Source organism: Frankia sp. CcWB3 (genome assembly GCF_977927595.1).
This window is the reverse complement of the sequence record NZ_CDWRCK010000012.1, coordinates 15,250-31,780: the sequence shown is the minus strand read 5'-3', so window position 1 is coordinate 31,780 and position 16,531 is coordinate 15,250. Positions and strand designations below refer to the sequence as shown.

General features: G+C 66.1%; 17 protein-coding genes and 2 pseudogenes. 11 read left to right on the top strand and 8 right to left on the bottom strand.

What is annotated here, in order from left to right; genetic code table 11:
- The 3 genes and pseudogenes from ACY5KJ_RS02180 to ACY5KJ_RS02170 all read right to left on the bottom strand — a co-directional run.
- Window positions 1–940, bottom strand: a pseudogene (locus ACY5KJ_RS02180) (replication initiator); the annotation flags it as partial.
- 195 nt (window positions 941–1,135) lie between these two features.
- The gene (locus tag ACY5KJ_RS02175) at window positions 1,136–1,897 is read right to left on the bottom strand and encodes a hypothetical protein (RefSeq protein ID WP_462202671.1); all 762 of its coding nucleotides are present in this window, start codon (window positions 1,895–1,897) and stop codon (window positions 1,136–1,138) included.
- Entirely contained in the window at window positions 1,897–2,097 is a 201-nt protein-coding gene (locus tag ACY5KJ_RS02170) for a hypothetical protein (protein WP_462202670.1), read from the bottom strand. The genes ACY5KJ_RS02175 and ACY5KJ_RS02170 overlap by 1 nt, the downstream gene beginning before the upstream one ends.
- Window positions 2,098–3,022: 925 nt before the next feature.
- Here ACY5KJ_RS02170 and ACY5KJ_RS02165 point away from each other — a divergent pair.
- Both ACY5KJ_RS02165 and ACY5KJ_RS02160 read left to right on the top strand, forming a co-directional pair.
- The gene (locus ACY5KJ_RS02165; protein WP_462202675.1) at window positions 3,023–3,490 is read left to right on the top strand and encodes an NUDIX domain-containing protein; all 468 of its coding nucleotides are present in this window, start codon (window positions 3,023–3,025) and stop codon (window positions 3,488–3,490) included.
- Window positions 3,491–3,734: 244 nt separating this feature from the next.
- Entirely contained in the window at window positions 3,735–4,748 is a 1,014-nt protein-coding gene (locus ACY5KJ_RS02160) for a hypothetical protein (RefSeq protein ID WP_462202668.1), read from the top strand.
- Here the strand turns inward: ACY5KJ_RS02160 and ACY5KJ_RS02155 are convergent.
- Window positions 4,745–6,874 (bottom strand): DNA methyltransferase, encoded by a 2,130-nt coding sequence (locus ACY5KJ_RS02155; protein WP_462202666.1) that lies wholly within the window; start codon window positions 6,872–6,874, stop codon window positions 4,745–4,747. The genes ACY5KJ_RS02160 and ACY5KJ_RS02155 overlap by 4 nt on opposite strands.
- A gap of 976 nt (window positions 6,875–7,850) precedes the next feature.
- Between ACY5KJ_RS02155 and ACY5KJ_RS02150 the strand changes: the two genes are divergently transcribed.
- Together ACY5KJ_RS02150 and ACY5KJ_RS02145 are read left to right on the top strand one after the other, a co-directional pair.
- On the top strand, window positions 7,851–8,153 hold the full coding sequence (locus ACY5KJ_RS02150; RefSeq protein ID WP_462202665.1) for a hypothetical protein: 303 nt from the start codon (window positions 7,851–7,853) through the stop codon (window positions 8,151–8,153).
- 109 nt (window positions 8,154–8,262) lie between these two features.
- Window positions 8,263–8,862: an ATP-binding protein gene (locus ACY5KJ_RS02145; protein WP_462186701.1), complete on the top strand. Its 600-nt coding sequence runs from the start codon at window positions 8,263–8,265 to the stop codon at window positions 8,860–8,862.
- On the opposite strand, the gene ACY5KJ_RS02140 is transcribed toward ACY5KJ_RS02145, so the two are convergent.
- A complete protein-coding gene (locus ACY5KJ_RS02140; RefSeq protein ID WP_462186702.1) occupies window positions 8,852–8,977 on the bottom strand; it encodes a hypothetical protein in 126 nt (41 codons plus the stop codon). The two genes, ACY5KJ_RS02145 and ACY5KJ_RS02140, sit on opposite strands and share 11 nt — an antisense overlap.
- A gap of 50 nt (window positions 8,978–9,027) precedes the next feature.
- On the opposite strand from ACY5KJ_RS02140, the gene ACY5KJ_RS02135 reads away from it, so the two are divergent.
- From ACY5KJ_RS02135 to ACY5KJ_RS02120, 4 genes are all read left to right on the top strand, one after another.
- Window positions 9,028–9,459, top strand: coding sequence for a hypothetical protein (locus tag ACY5KJ_RS02135; RefSeq protein WP_462186703.1), 432 nt, complete (start codon window positions 9,028–9,030; stop codon window positions 9,457–9,459).
- On the top strand, window positions 9,375–9,713 hold the full coding sequence (locus ACY5KJ_RS02130) for a DUF4037 domain-containing protein (protein ID WP_462186722.1): 339 nt from the start codon (window positions 9,375–9,377) through the stop codon (window positions 9,711–9,713). Before ACY5KJ_RS02135 ends, ACY5KJ_RS02130 begins: the two co-directional genes overlap by 85 nt.
- A gap of 370 nt (window positions 9,714–10,083) precedes the next feature.
- The gene (locus tag ACY5KJ_RS02125) at window positions 10,084–10,479 is read left to right on the top strand and encodes a nucleotidyltransferase domain-containing protein (protein WP_462186704.1); all 396 of its coding nucleotides are present in this window, start codon (window positions 10,084–10,086) and stop codon (window positions 10,477–10,479) included.
- A gap of 9 nt (window positions 10,480–10,488) precedes the next feature.
- Window positions 10,489–10,725: a HepT-like ribonuclease domain-containing protein gene (locus ACY5KJ_RS02120; protein ID WP_462202663.1), complete on the top strand. Its 237-nt coding sequence runs from the start codon at window positions 10,489–10,491 to the stop codon at window positions 10,723–10,725.
- 786 nt (window positions 10,726–11,511) lie between these two features.
- Here the strand turns inward: ACY5KJ_RS02120 and ACY5KJ_RS02115 are convergent.
- Together ACY5KJ_RS02115 and ACY5KJ_RS02110 are read right to left on the bottom strand one after the other, a co-directional pair.
- Entirely contained in the window at window positions 11,512–11,823 is a 312-nt protein-coding gene (locus tag ACY5KJ_RS02115) for an SHOCT domain-containing protein (RefSeq protein ID WP_462186723.1), read from the bottom strand.
- Window positions 11,824–12,280: 457 nt separating this feature from the next.
- On the bottom strand, window positions 12,281–12,967 hold the full coding sequence (locus ACY5KJ_RS02110) for an ArsR/SmtB family transcription factor (protein ID WP_462186705.1): 687 nt from the start codon (window positions 12,965–12,967) through the stop codon (window positions 12,281–12,283).
- Between the two features lie 93 nt (window positions 12,968–13,060).
- Here ACY5KJ_RS02110 and ACY5KJ_RS02105 point away from each other — a divergent pair.
- From ACY5KJ_RS02105 to ACY5KJ_RS02095, 3 genes and pseudogenes are all read left to right on the top strand, one after another.
- Window positions 13,061–14,104: pseudogene (locus tag ACY5KJ_RS02105) on the top strand (MBL fold metallo-hydrolase); the annotation flags it as partial.
- A 33-nt stretch (window positions 14,105–14,137) separates the two neighbouring features.
- Entirely contained in the window at window positions 14,138–15,607 is a 1,470-nt protein-coding gene (locus ACY5KJ_RS02100) for an MFS transporter (protein ID WP_462202673.1), read from the top strand.
- Between the two features lie 135 nt (window positions 15,608–15,742).
- Window positions 15,743–15,964: a hypothetical protein gene (locus tag ACY5KJ_RS02095; RefSeq protein WP_462186706.1), complete on the top strand. Its 222-nt coding sequence runs from the start codon at window positions 15,743–15,745 to the stop codon at window positions 15,962–15,964.
- Between the two features lie 73 nt (window positions 15,965–16,037).
- Here the strand turns inward: ACY5KJ_RS02095 and ACY5KJ_RS02090 are convergent, their stop codons facing one another.
- Complete coding sequence (locus ACY5KJ_RS02090; RefSeq protein WP_462186707.1) at window positions 16,038–16,514, bottom strand: DoxX family protein; 477 nt, start codon at window positions 16,512–16,514, stop codon at window positions 16,038–16,040.
- Between the last annotated feature and the right edge of the window lie 17 nt (window positions 16,515–16,531).

Sequence of the window (16,531 nt, the reverse complement as noted above, 5' to 3'; positions counted from 1 at the left end):
ACACTGGCCGGGTGCGAGGCCGGGGCGGGCGTTGCGCGGCTGGACGCCGTAGGTCAGCCAGTTGGAGCAGACGGGGGAGCAGGGTTCGTGCCGCAGCGCGTCCGCGAACCGGTCGATATGGGCGCGCTGCGCGTCGGAGTCGGCCGCGTGGCAGGTGTCCAGGCCCCTGGTCAGGTACTTCGTCAGATAGCCGATCAGCCTGCCCGCCGTCTGCGAGTCCGCCGTGACCCCGTCCGCGCGGATCTGCGGGCCGAACCGAACCACGTGTGCGGGTTCGTCGTCCTCGTAGATCGCGTCGACCGCGTCATCCCAGGACGGCAGAAGCGTCCCGGTGTCCAGGTCGACGTAGCCGCCCTGGCTGTCGTCCCAGACCGGAGGGCGGGCCGGGTCGTATTTCGGGCTGTCGCAGTTCGGCCACCAGATGTTCTGGTACGTGGCCGCCGCGACCTGGCGGATCACCGCCCGGGGGGATCGTTCCGCGGATCGCGGCGTGCAGGTGCGGTGCGAGGCGTCGTTGGGGTTCCAGGGTGGCGAAGTACTGGACGTTCCAGCCGACCGCGCGGCGCAGGTTCTGAAAGAACCGGTCGACCAGCTTCGGGAAGTGCAGCGCGTCCCGCGCGGCGCGCCGGTAGTCGTACGAGTTCGGGTCGACGGGGATGCCGTCGGAGTGCACCCGCCCGTAGCTGTCACAGGTCAGGGTGAGGAACAGCGAGGGCTGCCACACGATGCCGTCCGGTGCGGTGAACGTCCGCCCGACGGTGCGCCGCTCCACCGGCAGCCGGGGGAGATCCGGCACGTCCTGCCGCCACTTCGTGGACCGCACCCGCCGCGGACGCTCCCTCTCCTCCGACGCCGCCTTCCCGCGCACGCCGAGCGCGGACAGCTCCGCGTCCACCTGGCCGATCAGCTCGTCGATCTCGCGCACGCCGGCCGGGTCGTTCGCCGGGCATCACACCCCCGCCCCGCCGATGGGACGTCGATGAGGGCCGCCCGGCCGTGGTCGCGTCTGCTCCGCCCACCCGGAGCCCGCTCCGTTTCGTGGGCATAACGGACACTACGTGCGTGACCGTCCCTGTGCCAACAGTTATACCTTCAATGTATTGCGACCCGATATAACCGGTTGACATGCCCATCCTTACTTGGTATCGTCTTCATCTACTGGTGGTATGGTCGCCGCCGCGCCCATCGAGCAGCCCGCGCCCAGAGTCGACGAGGAAACCGGCGCCCATCGCTGATGCACGCACGAGCCGGTGTCGATCCGCCAGGACTCCCGCTGTTCCAGATCCTCGATCCACACCGGCCGCCGGGTCAGCGGCTCCGCCACCCGCATATGCGCCCAGCCGTGCGCACGGGCGAACTCCGACCGGGCGAATGAGCCCACAACCTCCCCGTCACCGTCGACGACCAGCAGCCGCCCGGAATTGTGGCCAGGCGCCGCAGGGGGCCGAGGCGTGCCGTATGACGGCGGCGCGGCCGCGGAGGAGAGCAGACCGTGGTGAACAGCCAGCGCCAACGTCATCGGCCCCGGGCTCGTGGGTACAGCCATGGCGGCGTCGACAGCGGTACCAGCGTCCGCCGAGTGTTCCGAGGTGTCGTCGTCGAAGCGGCGGAGGAGTTCCGGGCGCCAGGTCTCGCCGATGGCGACCACGGCGCTGTCGAGCCCTGCTTGCTGTCCTGCCGTGAATGCCGTCGCTTCCGTGCCGGTGACCCATCGTCCGGCGATGAGCAACGGCGACGGGTCCAGCGCGAGAACCGTGACCAGGGCTCGCCGGTAGTCCGCGAGGGTGAGTGGCGGGTCGCCTTCCGGGTCGTCGTCATAGGCGGCATCCCGGTCGAGCAGGGCCAGCACGTACGACCGGTACGCTGCCGCGATCGTCGCCTGCCCGGTGCCGCCCATCAGGCCACCGCCGCGGGAACATCGGCCGCCTGGACCGACGCGGGGAACCGCACCGGGCCGACGCCGTACTCCGACCAGCCGACCTCACGGGCGTACCGGTCGGCCGCCCCCGCGGTCTCGAACGCCAACACGATCTCCCGCACCCGTTGGCCGTCGCCCTCGAATCGTACGAGCCCGTAGACCGGTTCTTCCGCCTTCATGGGCAGTGGCTCCCCTCGCCATCCGTCCTGCTCTGCCGTGCACCTTCCGGTGACGTTGAGCGTCGATCAGATGACGGGACGTTCCTACCGTCGATCGGGGACGTTTAGGACGTCTATGATGCTGTCCGTAACGTCCCCGGCGGGAAGGTGTGACAGTGGCGGCCCAGGGAACCAACAAGCACTTGCGGGTGGCCATGGCATCGAGCGGTATGGAGATCGAGACCCTTGCGCGATCAGTCGGCGTGGACCCCAAGACCGTGCATCGCTGGTTGAAGGGCCGCCTTCCCCACCCGCGGCACCGGTGGAAAGCCTCCGACGCACTCGGCCGCTCCGAAGAGGAACTCTGGCCCGAAGCCAGCGCCGCCAGCGCCTCCGGCTCCCTCGTGACCAGCGAGATCGTGTCCGCCTACGTCCGCCGCGCTGACGCACCGTCCCAGCTCTGGTCACGCCTGCTGGACCGTGCTGGTACGACGATCGACCTCATGGGCTGTTCTTCCCCGAGCAGCACCCCGACCTGCCCCGCATCCTCGCCGACAAGTGCGCCCAAGGCTTGCGCGTCCGCATCGCCCTGGCGGACCCGGAGTGCGCCGAGGTCACCGCCCGCGACGAGCTGGAGAACCTCGGCGGGACGCTCCCGGGACGCATCCGGTCAACCGTCGGCCACTTCGAGTCCCTGCTGTCTAATTCTGGGGTCGAGCTGCGGTTCCACCGGGTGCCGCTGTACAATGCGCTCTACCGGTTCGATGATCAGATGCTCGTCACGCCGTACCTGTACAAGCTGCACGGCTTCCAGCACCCTATGCTCCACCTGAAGCGGCACAGCTCCGCCGGCCTCTTCGAGAGCTACGCCCACCAGTTCGAAGCCATCTGGAACGCACCCACCACCAGGGCGCACGATGTCCGACCAGCCGGGAGGCATGACCCAATGGGCCGCGTCGACTACTACCACGACCCCAACGCCCCCACCGCCAACTCCCTGGTCGTCGGAGGATCCGCCATCGTCGCCGACGCCCAAGGGCGCATCCTGCTCCAGCGCCGCAGCGACTCCGGGAACTGGGCGCTACCCGGCGGGAAGATGGACATCGGCGAGACCTTCGCCGACTGCGTCATCCGCGAGACCAAGGAAGAGACCGGCTTCGACGTACGGATCGACCGCATCGTCGGCATCTACTCCGGCCCCGGCCACGTCTTCGCCTACGACGACGGCGAGGTCCGCCAGCAGTTCAACATCTGCTGCGCCTGCACCATCACCGGCGGAACCCTCCAGGTCAGCCACGAGTCCACCGCCGTCGACTTCCACGACCCCGCCACCCTCGACGAGCTGACCATGCACGACAGCATCCGGATCCGCATCCGCGACTACCTCGCCGACGGCCCACCGGTACTCCGCTGAGACTGCCGAATCTGCCTGTTTAGGATCAAGATGCGGCGGCGTGCCCGCGCCCCGCAACCGCCTGCGCGCGGCGCTGGCGCGCCGTGCTCGCCGGGCGCGTCGCCGCCAGTCGGAAGGAGCTTCGCGGCGAGCTGACCCTTCGAAGTAGGCCAGAAGAGTCGGCAGGTAGGGAGCCCGTAAGCACTCGCGGATACGGACATCCTATAACCGCCGGTGCACGGAATTTGTGCATCGCCTCTATTTCTTGATCGAGGGGAAAGATATGCAGTCCCGAACCCTGCCAGTCTTCACTGCTACTGAACGCGACCTCGTTCAAATGGGTTTGGCGATGAAAGTGGCGGAGATGATGGGACGCAAGCTCGAAGAGGCGGACTGGAGCGACGTTTACTGCTCGGCCAAGAATATACCTCTCCAAGGATGGTCGAATCTGAATATAGATGTGATGCACGAAGGCCTTGGGGTTGAACACAAGATGCTTCGCTATAAATCAAAGTCGATCGAGGAAGCATGTGGTACCACTCTGATGCATCCTTCACTAACGCGATCCGTGAGGATTCCTACGATCGAGGCGGATGCAAACGATATAATGGTAGACGTATTCAAACAGTACGCAGAACTCGTTTTGAACCGACGGCGAAAAGTTGAGAACCAGACCGCGCAGCGACCAGTAGATATGCGGATTGGTTGGCTCCTCTGGCAAGATTCTCTACGACAGTTTCTATACTTTGAGGAGCCTATGTCCGCTCCGGACCCGAATAACTATATCGCAGAATGGCGAGACGTCGCTGGCAGCAGCCGAAAGGGCAGTAAAAACCTGTGGATCTACGAACGCTCCACGGGCAAGAAGCGATACTCAGTTACAACGTCAGCCGGGATCAAAATTCAGCCATACTTCGACGTTCCGCCCCCCTCCGATCCAAACCTGTATATCTTCACGGTTATCGGTGAACAAGTAGATCTTGGAATTATTCGGGTATGGCTAACACCTCAAACGCACGGTCTTCTCCGTCGTGCGGCCAAAGGAAAACTCGACATCGATGATCTCAGCCGCTTCGTTTCTTCCTCCGCCTCTGCCGTAAAGCCGCTAGAGGGGTCAGCTAGCGGGCCTGAGCAGGTTCGCGCCGGCGCAGTTCCCTTGTTTCTTCGTGAATCGGCATATCGTCAGTTGACGGAGGCATTCCAAGGCGTCAACGACGAGCATTGTTTCCAGTTGCTGTTGGAAGGGCTCGATAGGATTGGCGACCTTGCTCTAGACTAGCTCCGGGAATTTCTTATTCTGTCCACGCTATCCCGGAATTGCGAGAAGTCGAGAAGTGCCCCCCCGTGCGTCAATGCGTGCGCAATCCACTCGCTGTAGATGCGCCGAAGATCGTACTCTGTCGCGCGATCAACATGAAGGTAAGGTTGGAGGTATTTGTCGAAATCAACAAGCTCAAGGAACTCATGCAATTCTAGATCGCGATTGTTAATAAGTCGCCCCTGGGAGCCACTTGGCTTTAGGCAGTGCAAAATTATATCGGAACCGGGAGTGTTTTCGCTGACGAAGTGTTTGAATGTGCCATGCTGCTTATCGAACACATCCGCTGTCACCACGATAAATCCCGCTGTCTCAATTGCCGATCGAAGTGCCCCCCATACGCTAGCAGATGAATTCATGAATACAAGAAGCATCCAGTGCTCAGGCCGAAGAACTCTGTACGCCTCAGAAAGACTCGCGAGCATCAGCTTCTCATAGTCTTCGAGGGTCTTTCCTTGCACTCGGTTGACAATCGCTTCTTTCGACGGATTTGTAAATCGGCCGAGCCATGATTCCCAGAGGAAGTTCATTTCGCTGTAATTAATATTTGCACCAAACGGGGGATCGGTGAAAATCAAATCGACCGAGTTGTCGGGCAAGTAGTCGAGACTCGTAGCTGATTGCTCGATAACCGCCGTTTGACCCGTGAAATGTTGAGCCGTTGTGCGGAGATGGTCTTCGATCGTGCGGGCCTTCCGCTCAAAACTGAGGAAAATGTTCGACTCCTCGAATATGAACGGAACATTCAAGCGAGCCGTATTGCCGCTTCCACCCCAGAATCGAAATTCGCTCAGTCGAGTTACGCGGCGGTAGAGGGAAGTAAATACGAATGCGACCTGGCCGGCAACCTGGGCGTCTTCAATTCTGTGTATGTTTCGCCAGATGTGACTCAGACCAACGAGCGCACGATGCGTATAGAATTTATCTATCGTGTCGAGGCCGTGCTTTCGTGGTTGCGCAAGATTAACCCCATCAGGAAGTTTCAGATTAGGGTAGTAGCCAGTCGCAGGAGCAGTGCTGTCCTCAAGGGAGAAAATCAAATTTATATCAAAGTCATCAGGAGGCACCGTAGCCTCCCGCTGACGGGATCCACAACATTTGTAGGCAATGTCGACGGGCTCAGCAATAGTGCGTTTCAGGGTCCGCTTCTTCAGCGTCGTGGAGCAGCTTGGGCAATCAAATTCGGAGAGAATTTTATGCTCACGGACAGTCTTTCCGTACCTCCGGCAAGCATCCCACAGGTTAAACTCATGGGTGCACTCCGGGCAGATTACACGGTATGACCAGACCGTGTAAAGAAGCTCTGTGGATTTCCTGCATTCTCGGCAATAGGTAGTGTAAAGTTTTTCTCGGAGACCTTTTAGGTCTTGGAGTACCGAGGTCGTTTCTTCTCTAAAAACTCTCGGATCGATCTTTGAGACAAAGCGGCTCGCGATAAAACACGCCGCCGGCGAAAGCTCATTTAGGATGCTATCGTAGCCGAGCGCGTTAGCGGCAACTCCCGTCATCCCGCTTCCCGCGAATAGATCCAGTACCAATCCACCTTCGGGCAGATAGTGGCGCAAGAGTTCCGCGATGCCTTGGGGGGGAACTTTTGTATGGTAGGTATGAGCGTCGTAGGTATAAGTATTTTTTCCTGCAGAAACCGCGCCGCTGGGTGGTTGACTCGACGTTGGCGCGGAAATTTGGTGATCGGCAAGCAGATCGCCAATTGATACGGCATTCGTAGACAGAAAAATTCGTTGCTTCGTAATTCGATCGAGAATATCATTTAGAGGATCGGTCAGCAGTGGGGATTTTGGCTCATCGCTATCTGATACATCAAAGAGTGATGGGCTATGGATAGCACCTGGGACGTGCGATGAGAAAATTATTTTTTCACCCGCACGGCCCTCTATTAGAGTCTTGATAGCGGATTGTTGTGCGGGTGTAGGCCGGATGGCTCCCGTTTCTATCCGCGTGAGTGCCGCTAGCGATATACCTAGCTTCCATGCCACATCGCGAGCACTCAATCCACGTCGGAGACGCCAGCTACCCAGTGCGGTGTCGATGCTACCGACCGTATGATTCGATTCGTTCTCATCCATCAATAGCCGCCAATTCTTAATCGTCTACCTCGGATAGCATATTGTGCCCTACCTGTGGGATGCTCTGATCTACCATCCTTAGGTCGAGATCCACCTGTGCGGTTCGTTACGCTGCGTCGCAGGCAATGATACAGCCACATGGACGAGGCGAGGATGGTTGCTGCCGATAGTAACCGACTGGATGCGCTAGGCCGGTTCACCGTCGGGATCCTTTGCCAGGGGCAGGTCGAGCGGTACGCCAACAGATCTGTTGATCGGTATCTCTCAGTAGGCTCGGGAGAACTCGACTATGCTGGCAAGGCGAAGTCTAAACGTCGGGCAGGCGAAAGAAGCATTTCGATTCCAGGGTCGGCCCGGCGCGCTGCGATTGTGCTCGTTTGAAGAAAGAGCCCGCCAGAGCCAGCGGTCACACCACACTGGCCTCTTACCTCAGGGCGCCCTTCCCCGGCTGGGCGCCCGATGATCTGACGGGGCACCGGCCGCGTCAAGGGCGTCCTTCGGGCGGTCCTTCGGACTGGCTGCGCCACCCTTGACCCGACCGGCGTCCCGCACAGGCGAAGGCGCTGTCCGGGGAACGGGACGAAAAAATGGGAGGCACGAGGAGCCGCCGTGGCCGCCCCGGCCGGTCCGCAGCCAGTCCGCAGGATGGTGAGATACCGCCGAAGACGACGGCAGATGCCGCAAGCCATCCGCGCAGGTCACGCGGCATCCGCCGAGGTCGGCGAGGTTTCCGGAAGTCCCTCATAATCCGTCGGTCGTGGGTTCGAGCCCCACCCGCCCTACGCATTTTTTGATCATGCCTCTGGCCTGGGCGAATGCGGTTTGCGATCTATCGCTTGAGATCCAGCGATGTGGAACGGCGCTGGTCAGGACCTCAACAGCTGGTTCGAGTCCCGCCTGGACGACCACGTTGCGGCCATGCGAACCGCCTCCGCCTCGCCGAGGTGCTGGGCAGCGGCGACTTCGGATGACATCCGTGGTTGTTATCCGAAGTCGCCGCTGGGTCATCACCAAGAACGTACAGGGCAACCTGTTCGCCGACGGCCTGGACGGGGACGAAGGGGGACGGTCACGTCCAGACGCCGTTCACGACCGTGGCCGCGGACGGCGGCGGTATGGACGTCTTCCGTGGCAGCGCCGTCGGCGCCGTGACGTGGAGGTCAAGGTCCTGATCGACTGCACCGCCGACGAGACCGAGCGTGTGCGGCGACTGCTCGACGACGTCTTGGGGATCGGCGGCCTGTTCGTGCGGCGGTGCGTGGAGACCGCCACCGCATGAGGGCCACACAGGCTGGTCGGACCCCGGGGCCGTTCGTCAACCGCGGGCATCGGTCGTGGTGTGTGGTGGGCGATGCTGGTCTGGCTGAACCTGACTATATCTTCGGCCGGTGCCGACCCTCATCTGGATCAATGGTCCGAACGCCGTCGGGAAAACCCAGGTCGCCCACAACCTGCACCGCAGACTGCCCGGAAGCTTCATCAGCGACCCTGAGCACCTCGGCTTCGCGATGCGTCGGATGCTCCCAAAGCCCCGCCGCAGGGACTTCCGCGACGTCCCCCTGTGGCGCCAAGCGGTCAGCGAGATGCTCCGCCTTGCTCTCCAAGGTCCCGAGAACCCGGTGATCGCGCCGATGACCATCCTCGATTCCGACCTGCTCGCCGAACTGACGGCCTCGACCCGCGCCGCCGGACACCGCGTCGCTCATGTCACGCTCCTCGTCGACCGCACGACAATGATCCGCCGCATCCACCGACGCGGTGAGACATCCCGCAGTTACAGTGCCCGCCAGCTCGACCACGCCCTCGACGTCCTGCAAGCCCCCGAGTTCGCCCGCCATCTCGGCACCGACACCCTGTCGATCTCCGCCGTGGCGGATGACATCGCAAGCCACGCCGGGTTCACGCTCGGCCCTGACACGTCAGGGCGACTCGTGCGACATGGACGCCAACTCGCCGTCCAGCTACGCCACATCCGCCTCAACGTTTGAAGATCAGCCGGCTGTCGCCAACCATCGCCGCCGCAAGCGCGTCAGAGCCGTTGGCCCGGCCGGCCCGGCGGCGGGCGAAGACCTGGTGCGCCGACGTGGCAGCGGCAGGGAGCATGGGACGTCGCCTGGTTCATGACAGGAAGCATTGAGGAGTAACTCAGAGCCGTGTCCGGTCGCGATCTTTCCCGGCGGTTCTACGAACAGGCGGTTCGGCCGCTGGCCGCGGGGGTGCCCCACGCTGCCGCGTTGCTCGGTGAGGGTTCCGAGGTGCTCGGCTTCGACGACGAGGTCTCCACGGACCACGACTTTGGCCCCCGCGTCCAGCTCTTCGTCCCGCCAGGTCTCGACACCACGCCGCTCGACGTCGCCCTGGAGAGGCTGCCGGCCGGGTTCGGCGGTTTCCCGGTTGTCTATCCCGACAGCGACACCGACACGACGGCCGGCCGCACCATCAGTAGGAAGAACCGTTCATCGGCCGCGCAGGTGGCCGCGGCGGCGACCTCGGCTCACGCATACTCACCGCCCGCGTCGCCCGCGACCTTGCCCGGATCGGATTCCTCCTCGAACGCCGCTGGGCCCCGTACAGCAAGTGGCTGATGACCGCGTTCGCGCAGTTGACCCTCGCGGACCAGGTCGGTCGGCACCTGCGCCACGCGCTCGACGCGACGCGGTGGCGGGAACGCGAAGCAGCGTTGTGCGCCACGGCCAGTCACCTCGCCGACGCCACGAACCAGCTTGGTCTGGCCGAGCCTGTCGACCCCGCGCCGCGCCGCTTTCATTCCCGGGACATCCGGGTACTCGGCGCCGGGCGCCTCACCCGTGCGCTGACCGATGCGATCAGCGATCCGTAGCTGCGAGCCCTCCTCACCCGGCTCGGACACCGACCCGACGGCCCGTTCGGCCATCTCCCCGGCGCGATCGACCAGGCCATCGACAGCGTCGAGGTCCTCACCCAACCGAGCCGCCGCCGCGACTATGCCCCCATGCTTGGACTCTGGGTGCGAATCTCGCGGCAAGCTGTCCGCGGAGTGGATCGGGCAACTCGGCGGCGCCGGCGACTGGACGCATGACCAGATGCACCTCGTGCGTCGGACTGCTTCGCGACGCTTCGGGTCGCGGCTGGGTGGTGGTTCGCGCGGCACGCAGGACGCCGGTGGGCGTCGCGCGTGAGGCGGTACCCGAGTCGTGCGGTCGTGGCTGTCTGGAGGCGATAATGGCCAGGTGACCGTCGACCTTCGTGACAGCCGGATCGCCGAGGTGTGCCGGCGCTACGGCGTCGCCGAGCTGTCCGTCTTCGGCTCGGCGGCTCGCGGCGACGACACCGACTCCTCGGACGTCGACCTGCTGTACGTGCTGGCGCCCGACTCGACGCTTGGCTTCGAGATCGTCGATCTCCGGGACGAGCTTGAGAAGATCGTCGGTCGTTGCGTCGACCTGGTTCCCAAGTCTCGGCTGAAATGGGTCATCCGCGATCGGAGGCTCGGGTCCTCTATGCGGCGTGATGAGCTGTACCTCGTCGACATGATCGAAGCTGCGGTCGCCGCGACGGCGTTCGTCCGGGACGTCGACGAGACCGCGTTCCTGGCGAGCGACCTGATCCAGAGCGCCGTTCTGTAGAAGCTTCTGGTGATCGGCGAGGCGGCCGGGCGAGTGCCGCCCGAGATCCGCGCGCGCTGGCCGGACGTGCCGTGGCGGTCCGTCACAGGCTTCCGCAACATCGCCGTTCACACCTACTTCGACGTCGACTGGTCAATTGTGTGGCGAATCGCCACGACCGCGCTGCGCGAGCTCCAGGAGCAACTGACAATGCTCCTCAAGGCAGAATTCCCGCTCGTCGCCAGCCAACCCGACCAGCCGCACTGACCACGGGCACATCGCCCTGGGTGTGGACGTACTGGCCGCCAGCCCCTCCTCGGCGCGGCCGCAGCCTGAGCACAAGCACATTCCGAGGCGGAATAGGAAGGTCGACACGACCACGATGCCCAACGATCACGGTCACCAGGGGGCCCGGAAGTGCCCGGACCGCCAGGCGTTCGGAACGCTTGTTCTCCTCGGTAGACGATGTTCCGGTCGGCACGATCACCGAGCATCGTCCCTGTTCGTGGCACGTGTGGCGACCGGCCGGACGGTGATTTCAGGGCCTTCAACCAAGTCAGCCGGGCCTGTGGACGTCGCGACGGCGTGAAATGATCTCGGCGGGGTCGGGTTGTGAGCCCGTTTGATCTTGCGTGGTGAGCGCGTAACTAAGTCTGGAGCCGGGAGCGGCGCGAGAGTTGCGTCCTGTCGCTGCGAGCACGCCGGCCAGATTCGTCCGGTCCCTGCCTTGCTCCCCGGCCCCGCCCCTGTCGATGAGTGGTCGTGAAGGAGCGGGCGGGCCGCAAGGTGCGGTCGGCGTCGGCGGCCGGGCCGTGCGCATGCCCGCCGTGCCCACCCGAGCCACCGTGCCCGTGCCCGTGGTCGTCGTCGCTCATGCATCCTGTCCTACGTCACCTGACCGCCTCCCGCGTCGGTTCGGTGGGGACCACCCATGGCCCGCTGAACCGACGCGGCGCGCGGATGCGAGGCCATGGGCCAGCGCCGCTGGTCGGCTGGCGCGCCGCCCATGCTCGGGGTGAGCGTGCCGCAGTCGGTCGAGGCCTCGGTCGGCCGTCAGTGTTTGACGAGGCGGTCGGCCGTCTCGCGGAGCGCGGCCAGACGGGCGCGGTACTCCTGCTCGTCGATCTCCCCGCGGGCGAAGCGGTCGGCCAAGACCTGCTCGGGAGACGGTCCGGCGGGCCCATCGGCGGCCGGAGGCGCGGCGGGTGGCCACATCGGGGGACGGCCGCGATCGCCGGCGTGGGTCAGCGCCCGTACCACCAGCACCGCCCCGATGATGAGCACAGCCCAGAACAGCAGCATGCCCAGGGACATCGCAAACCAGCCCCAGCCGCTCATTCCATGGCCGTCGTACCAGTACATCATCACTGTCACCTCCCGGAGCGAGCGGACGGGACGACCCGAATCGGTCCCCACGCCGCGCTCCCTCCCGCTTCCAGAGTGCGGCGAGTCGCGCTGGAGCGCAGGTGCTGGATGATCCGACGTCGCCGGGTCAATCCGCTCACCGCCGTGTGCCCAATTGCCCAGCATGGTCAGCTCTGCGCCGAGCCGACGACGCACTGACCATCCACGCAGGGCCTGGGGCGAGGACCGAGAGGTCGCCGCGGGTTCGGTGACCGCTGGTCGGCCTACGTCGCGTCCACCCCGGCGTTCATCGCACGCCACCATCGCGCCGTCGCCGGGGACCGGGAGGAGGGGCCAGGCGGACAAGCCGTGGGGACGGCAGTCCCGGTAGGTCAGCGCGCCGGGCTCTTCCCCGATCCCGAGTCACCCCAGGCTTGTCGCATTCAGAGCGCGGCGCGGAGGGACACTTCGCCGGGTTCTATGCTGCGGCCGTCTGGACGGGGAGGCCGGCGAGGCGCCATTCCAGCATGCCGTCGGCCAAGCGTGCCGCGGTGCGTCTCTGGGCGTGCAGGAAGCGGACGGCGTCGTGGGCTAGCACGCAGTACGCGCCACGGCAGTAGGCCACGATCGCCGCGTCGGCGGGGATCTCGTCGAGCCGGTCGGTCAGCTCCTCCAGCGGGATGCCCAGCGCGCCGGGAATGTGGCCCTGGAGGTACTCCTCGGTCGGGCGGACGTCGAGGACGACGGTCCGGCCTGTGCGTACCTGTTCGAGCAGGTCGTCGCGGGTGACCTCCTGTACCGGTTCGCCGCCGTCGGCCGCGCCCGTCACGCCGAGGTAGGCGATGCGGGCCGCGTCCACGTCGGCGAGGTGGGCGTGGGCGACCGAGCGCAGGTGGGTGTAGAGGGCGGCGACGTCGTCGCCGGCCAGTGAGTAGTGGATGCGGGTGCCGTCACGGCGGGTGGTGACCAGGCCCGCTTGGCGCAGCGTCTGAAGGTGCGCTGAAGCGGTGGTCAGGCCGAGGCCGGCGGCGCGGGCGAGGGCGTCGACGCTGCGTTCGCCCTGGGCGAGCAGGTCGAGTAGCTCCAGCCGCTTGCCGCTGGCCAGTGCCTTACCCACCCGGGCGAACTGCTCGTAGAGCGCGGCTTTGCGGTCCCGATCACCCACAGCGGACTCCCACGGACTATATTCCAGTAATCTCTGGATTACTGTATAACCGGGGTGGCGGCATGCTGCCGCGGAGCTGCTCGGGAGGTCGGCATGGCAGCGATCGAGGTCGGGGCAGGGCTGGTTCCCCTCGTCGACGAGGGGCTGGGGAATTCGACCTACCTGGTCGAACTGGGTGACGGCCGGGCGCTGGTGGTGGACCCGAGCCGGGACCTGCGCACGCTGCGGGCCGCCGCCGACGCCCGCGGGCTGCGTGTCGCGTTCGTCGCCGACACGCACCTGCACGCCGACTTCCTGTCCGGCGCCCGCCAGCTCGCCGCCGACGACGGGGCCCGCATCCTGGCCTCAGCCGCCGGCAACCGCACGTTCCCCCACATCGGGCTGCGGGACGCCGACGACGTCGACCTCGGTGGGCTGCGGCTGCATGCGGTGGCCACACCGGGTCACACGGCGGAGCATCTGGCGTTCGTCCTGTTCGACGGCGACAGGTCGCTCGGAGTGTTCACCGGCGGGTCGCTGCTGGTGGGGGCGGCGGCCCGCATCGACCTGGTCGCGCCGGACCGGACCGAGGCGCTCGCCCGCGCCCAGTACGCCTCGTTGCAGCGACTGCTGGACCTCGGCGACGACGTCGCGGTGTGGCCCACCCATGGCGCCGGATCGTTCTGCTCCGCGCCGCCGGGCGCGGAGCGGACCACGACAATCGGCCGGGAGAAGGCCACCAACCCGCTGCTGCACGCCGGCAGCGAGGACGCGTTCGTCGCCGCGCTGCTGGGCTCGCTCGGTAGCTTCCCGCCCTACTTCCTGCGCCTCGGCGATGCCAACCGCCGTGGCCCCGCCGTTCTCGACGCGCCGCCTGCGCTGGCCTGCCTGGACGTGTCCCAGGTCCGGGCGCTGCTGGGCGAAGGAGCCGAACTACTCGACGTGCGCCCGCTGCCCGACGTCGCAGCCGGTCACATCCCCGGAGCACTGTCGATCCCGCTGCGGCCGGCGTTCGCCAGTTGGCTGGGCTGGCTTGCGCCGCACGACCGGCCGATCATCGTCATCCGCAACGCCGACCAGGACCCGGCAGAGATCCTCTGGCAGGCGCTGAAGATCGGCTACGACAATCTGGCCGGTGAGCTCGGCGGCGGCCTCGACGCATGGACGGCGGCCGGCCACCCGACCGCCACCATCCCCCTGGTCCAGCCCGGTCGGCTCGGCACAGCGCACGTCCTCGACAGCCGCCAGCACGCAGAGTTCACCGCCGGGCACCTGCCCGGCGCCATCCACGTCGAGCTCGGCGACCTGCCAGCCAGAGTGGATGATCTGCCCGCCATCCTGCCTGCGGGGCCGACGGTCGTGATGTGCGGGCACGGGGAACGCGCCATGGGCGCCGCCAGCCTCCTCCTGCGCGCCGGCCGCCGCGACCTCGGCGTCCTCGTCGGCGGGATGCTCGGCCAGGAACGCACCATCCTGCCCCTGCTCGCTGAGAACACCTTCGGCCTGACCGCCTACACCGCCGCGCTGACCTACATCGTCGCGTTCGGAGTCACGAAGGCCGCCACCAACTACCTGGCCGGCGCGCTGTCGGACCGGTACGGCCGCAAACCGGTCCTGGTGACCGGCTGGGTGGTCGCCGCGCCCGTGCCGCTGCTGCTGATCTGGGCGCCCACCTGGGGCTGGGTGGTCGCGGCGAACGTGCTGCTCGGGGTAAGCCAGGGGCTGACCTGGTCCACGACCGTCATCATGAAGATCGACCTGGTCGGGCCGGCGCGGCGCGGGCTGGCGATGGGATTCAACGAGGCCGCCGGTTACCTCGCCGTCGCGGTTACCGCCCTGGCCACCGGCTACCTGGCAGCCCACCACGGGCTGCGCCCCGCCCCGTTCCTGGTCGGGATCGTCTACGCTGCCCTCGGCCTGGGCCTGTCCACCCTCGCCGTCCGCGAGACCCAGGGACACGCCCGCGCTGAAGCCGCCGGCCACCACGCCCGCCCGGACGGGATGCACGACCACCTCCACGGCGGGCTCACCCCCCGGCGGATCTTCACCCAGACCAGCTTCACCGAACCTGCGCTGTCCGCGGTCAGCCAGGCCGGAATGGTCAACAACCTCAACGACGGCCTCGCCTGGGGCCTGTTCCCCATCCTGTTCACCACCGCCGGGCTGTCACTGACCCGCATCGGCATCCTCGCCGCCCTCTACCCCGCCGTCTGGGGAGTCGGGCAACTCGCCACCGGCGCGCTGTCGGACCGCATCGGCCGCAAACGACTCATCATCGCGGGCATGGGCATCCAAGCCTGCGCACTTGCCGTGGTCGCCGCCGGACATAGCTTCACCGTCTGGGCGGTGGCCGCCGTCCTGCTCGGCGCCGGCACCGCCATGGTCTACCCCACCCTGCTGGCCGCCGTCGGCGACGTCGCCCACCCCGCCTGGCGCGCCCGCGCCGTCGGCGTCTACCGCCTCTGGCGCGACAGCGGCTTCGCCATCGGGGCGCTGCTCGCCGGAGCGATCGCCGACCTCGCCGGCATCCCCGCCGCGATCTGGACCGTCACCGCCCTCACCGCGGCGTCCGGCCTCGTAGTCGCCGTCCGGATGTATGAGACGCATACCCCCGCTGCCCAGCCGCGACGACAGACAGCACAACGAGAGACAGCACACTGACCGCGACGAGGCGCGGTCCGGGCCGGGGCCGCGCTGACCGGACAACGTCCGCCAGCAGCCGCAGCAGCCGCAGCAGCCGCCGTGGCCGGCGGCCCGCGCGGGCACCCTCACCCTGCCCGCCCTTCAGGAGGAACCGTGCCCGCCGTGTCTCACCCCATCTTCGCCCGGGTCTACCCGCGCCTCAGCGCGGCGTTCGACGCGGCAGTGGTCGCGCTGGTGCTGTGCACCGTGCCTGACCAGGCCGCCGCGCTGACCCGTCACTACGCAGATAGCGCGCTGCACAGCCGCACCGACGTCCATGTCCTCATCGCTACCCTGCTACCCGACACCGCACTGCCCCCACCACCCGCCCGCTGACCGGGTCCGCCACCGCCCCGCGGACCAGTCAGCGCAGCCCGGCTGGTCCGCGGTTACCGGACACCGAAACGCCTCACGGCGAGGCTGGACGGCGGCCGGTGAGGTGGCGAGCGAGCAGGGCGTCGAGGGAATACCGTCCCGGTCCGCCGATCAGGAGGAAGAGCAGGCCGAGGAGCATCGACCAGTCGGTGCGGGCGTCGTGCGCCATCCCCCAGAAACCTGACACGCCGAGGAAACCGGCCGGTTGCAGCTCGCGTAGCTTGGTCAGGACGATCGCGAGGCAGATGTCGACCAGCAGCGGCAGGCATGCCAGCCGGGTAAGCAGGCCGGCCAACAGCAGACAGCCACAGACGATCTCGATGGTTCCGTCGAAGTAGGCGAAGAACCCGGGCGCCGGAATACCGATCTTGTCGAAGCGGCCCGGGCCGAGCTTGTCCGGGAACAGGAACTTCTGGATGCCCTCGGGCACAAACACCGCGCCGACGAGCAGCCGGATCAGAATCGTCTCCGCCGGCCCGTCCGCCTTGAGCGCCCTGACGACGTCCGGCATCTTTGCCTCCCTTCTCC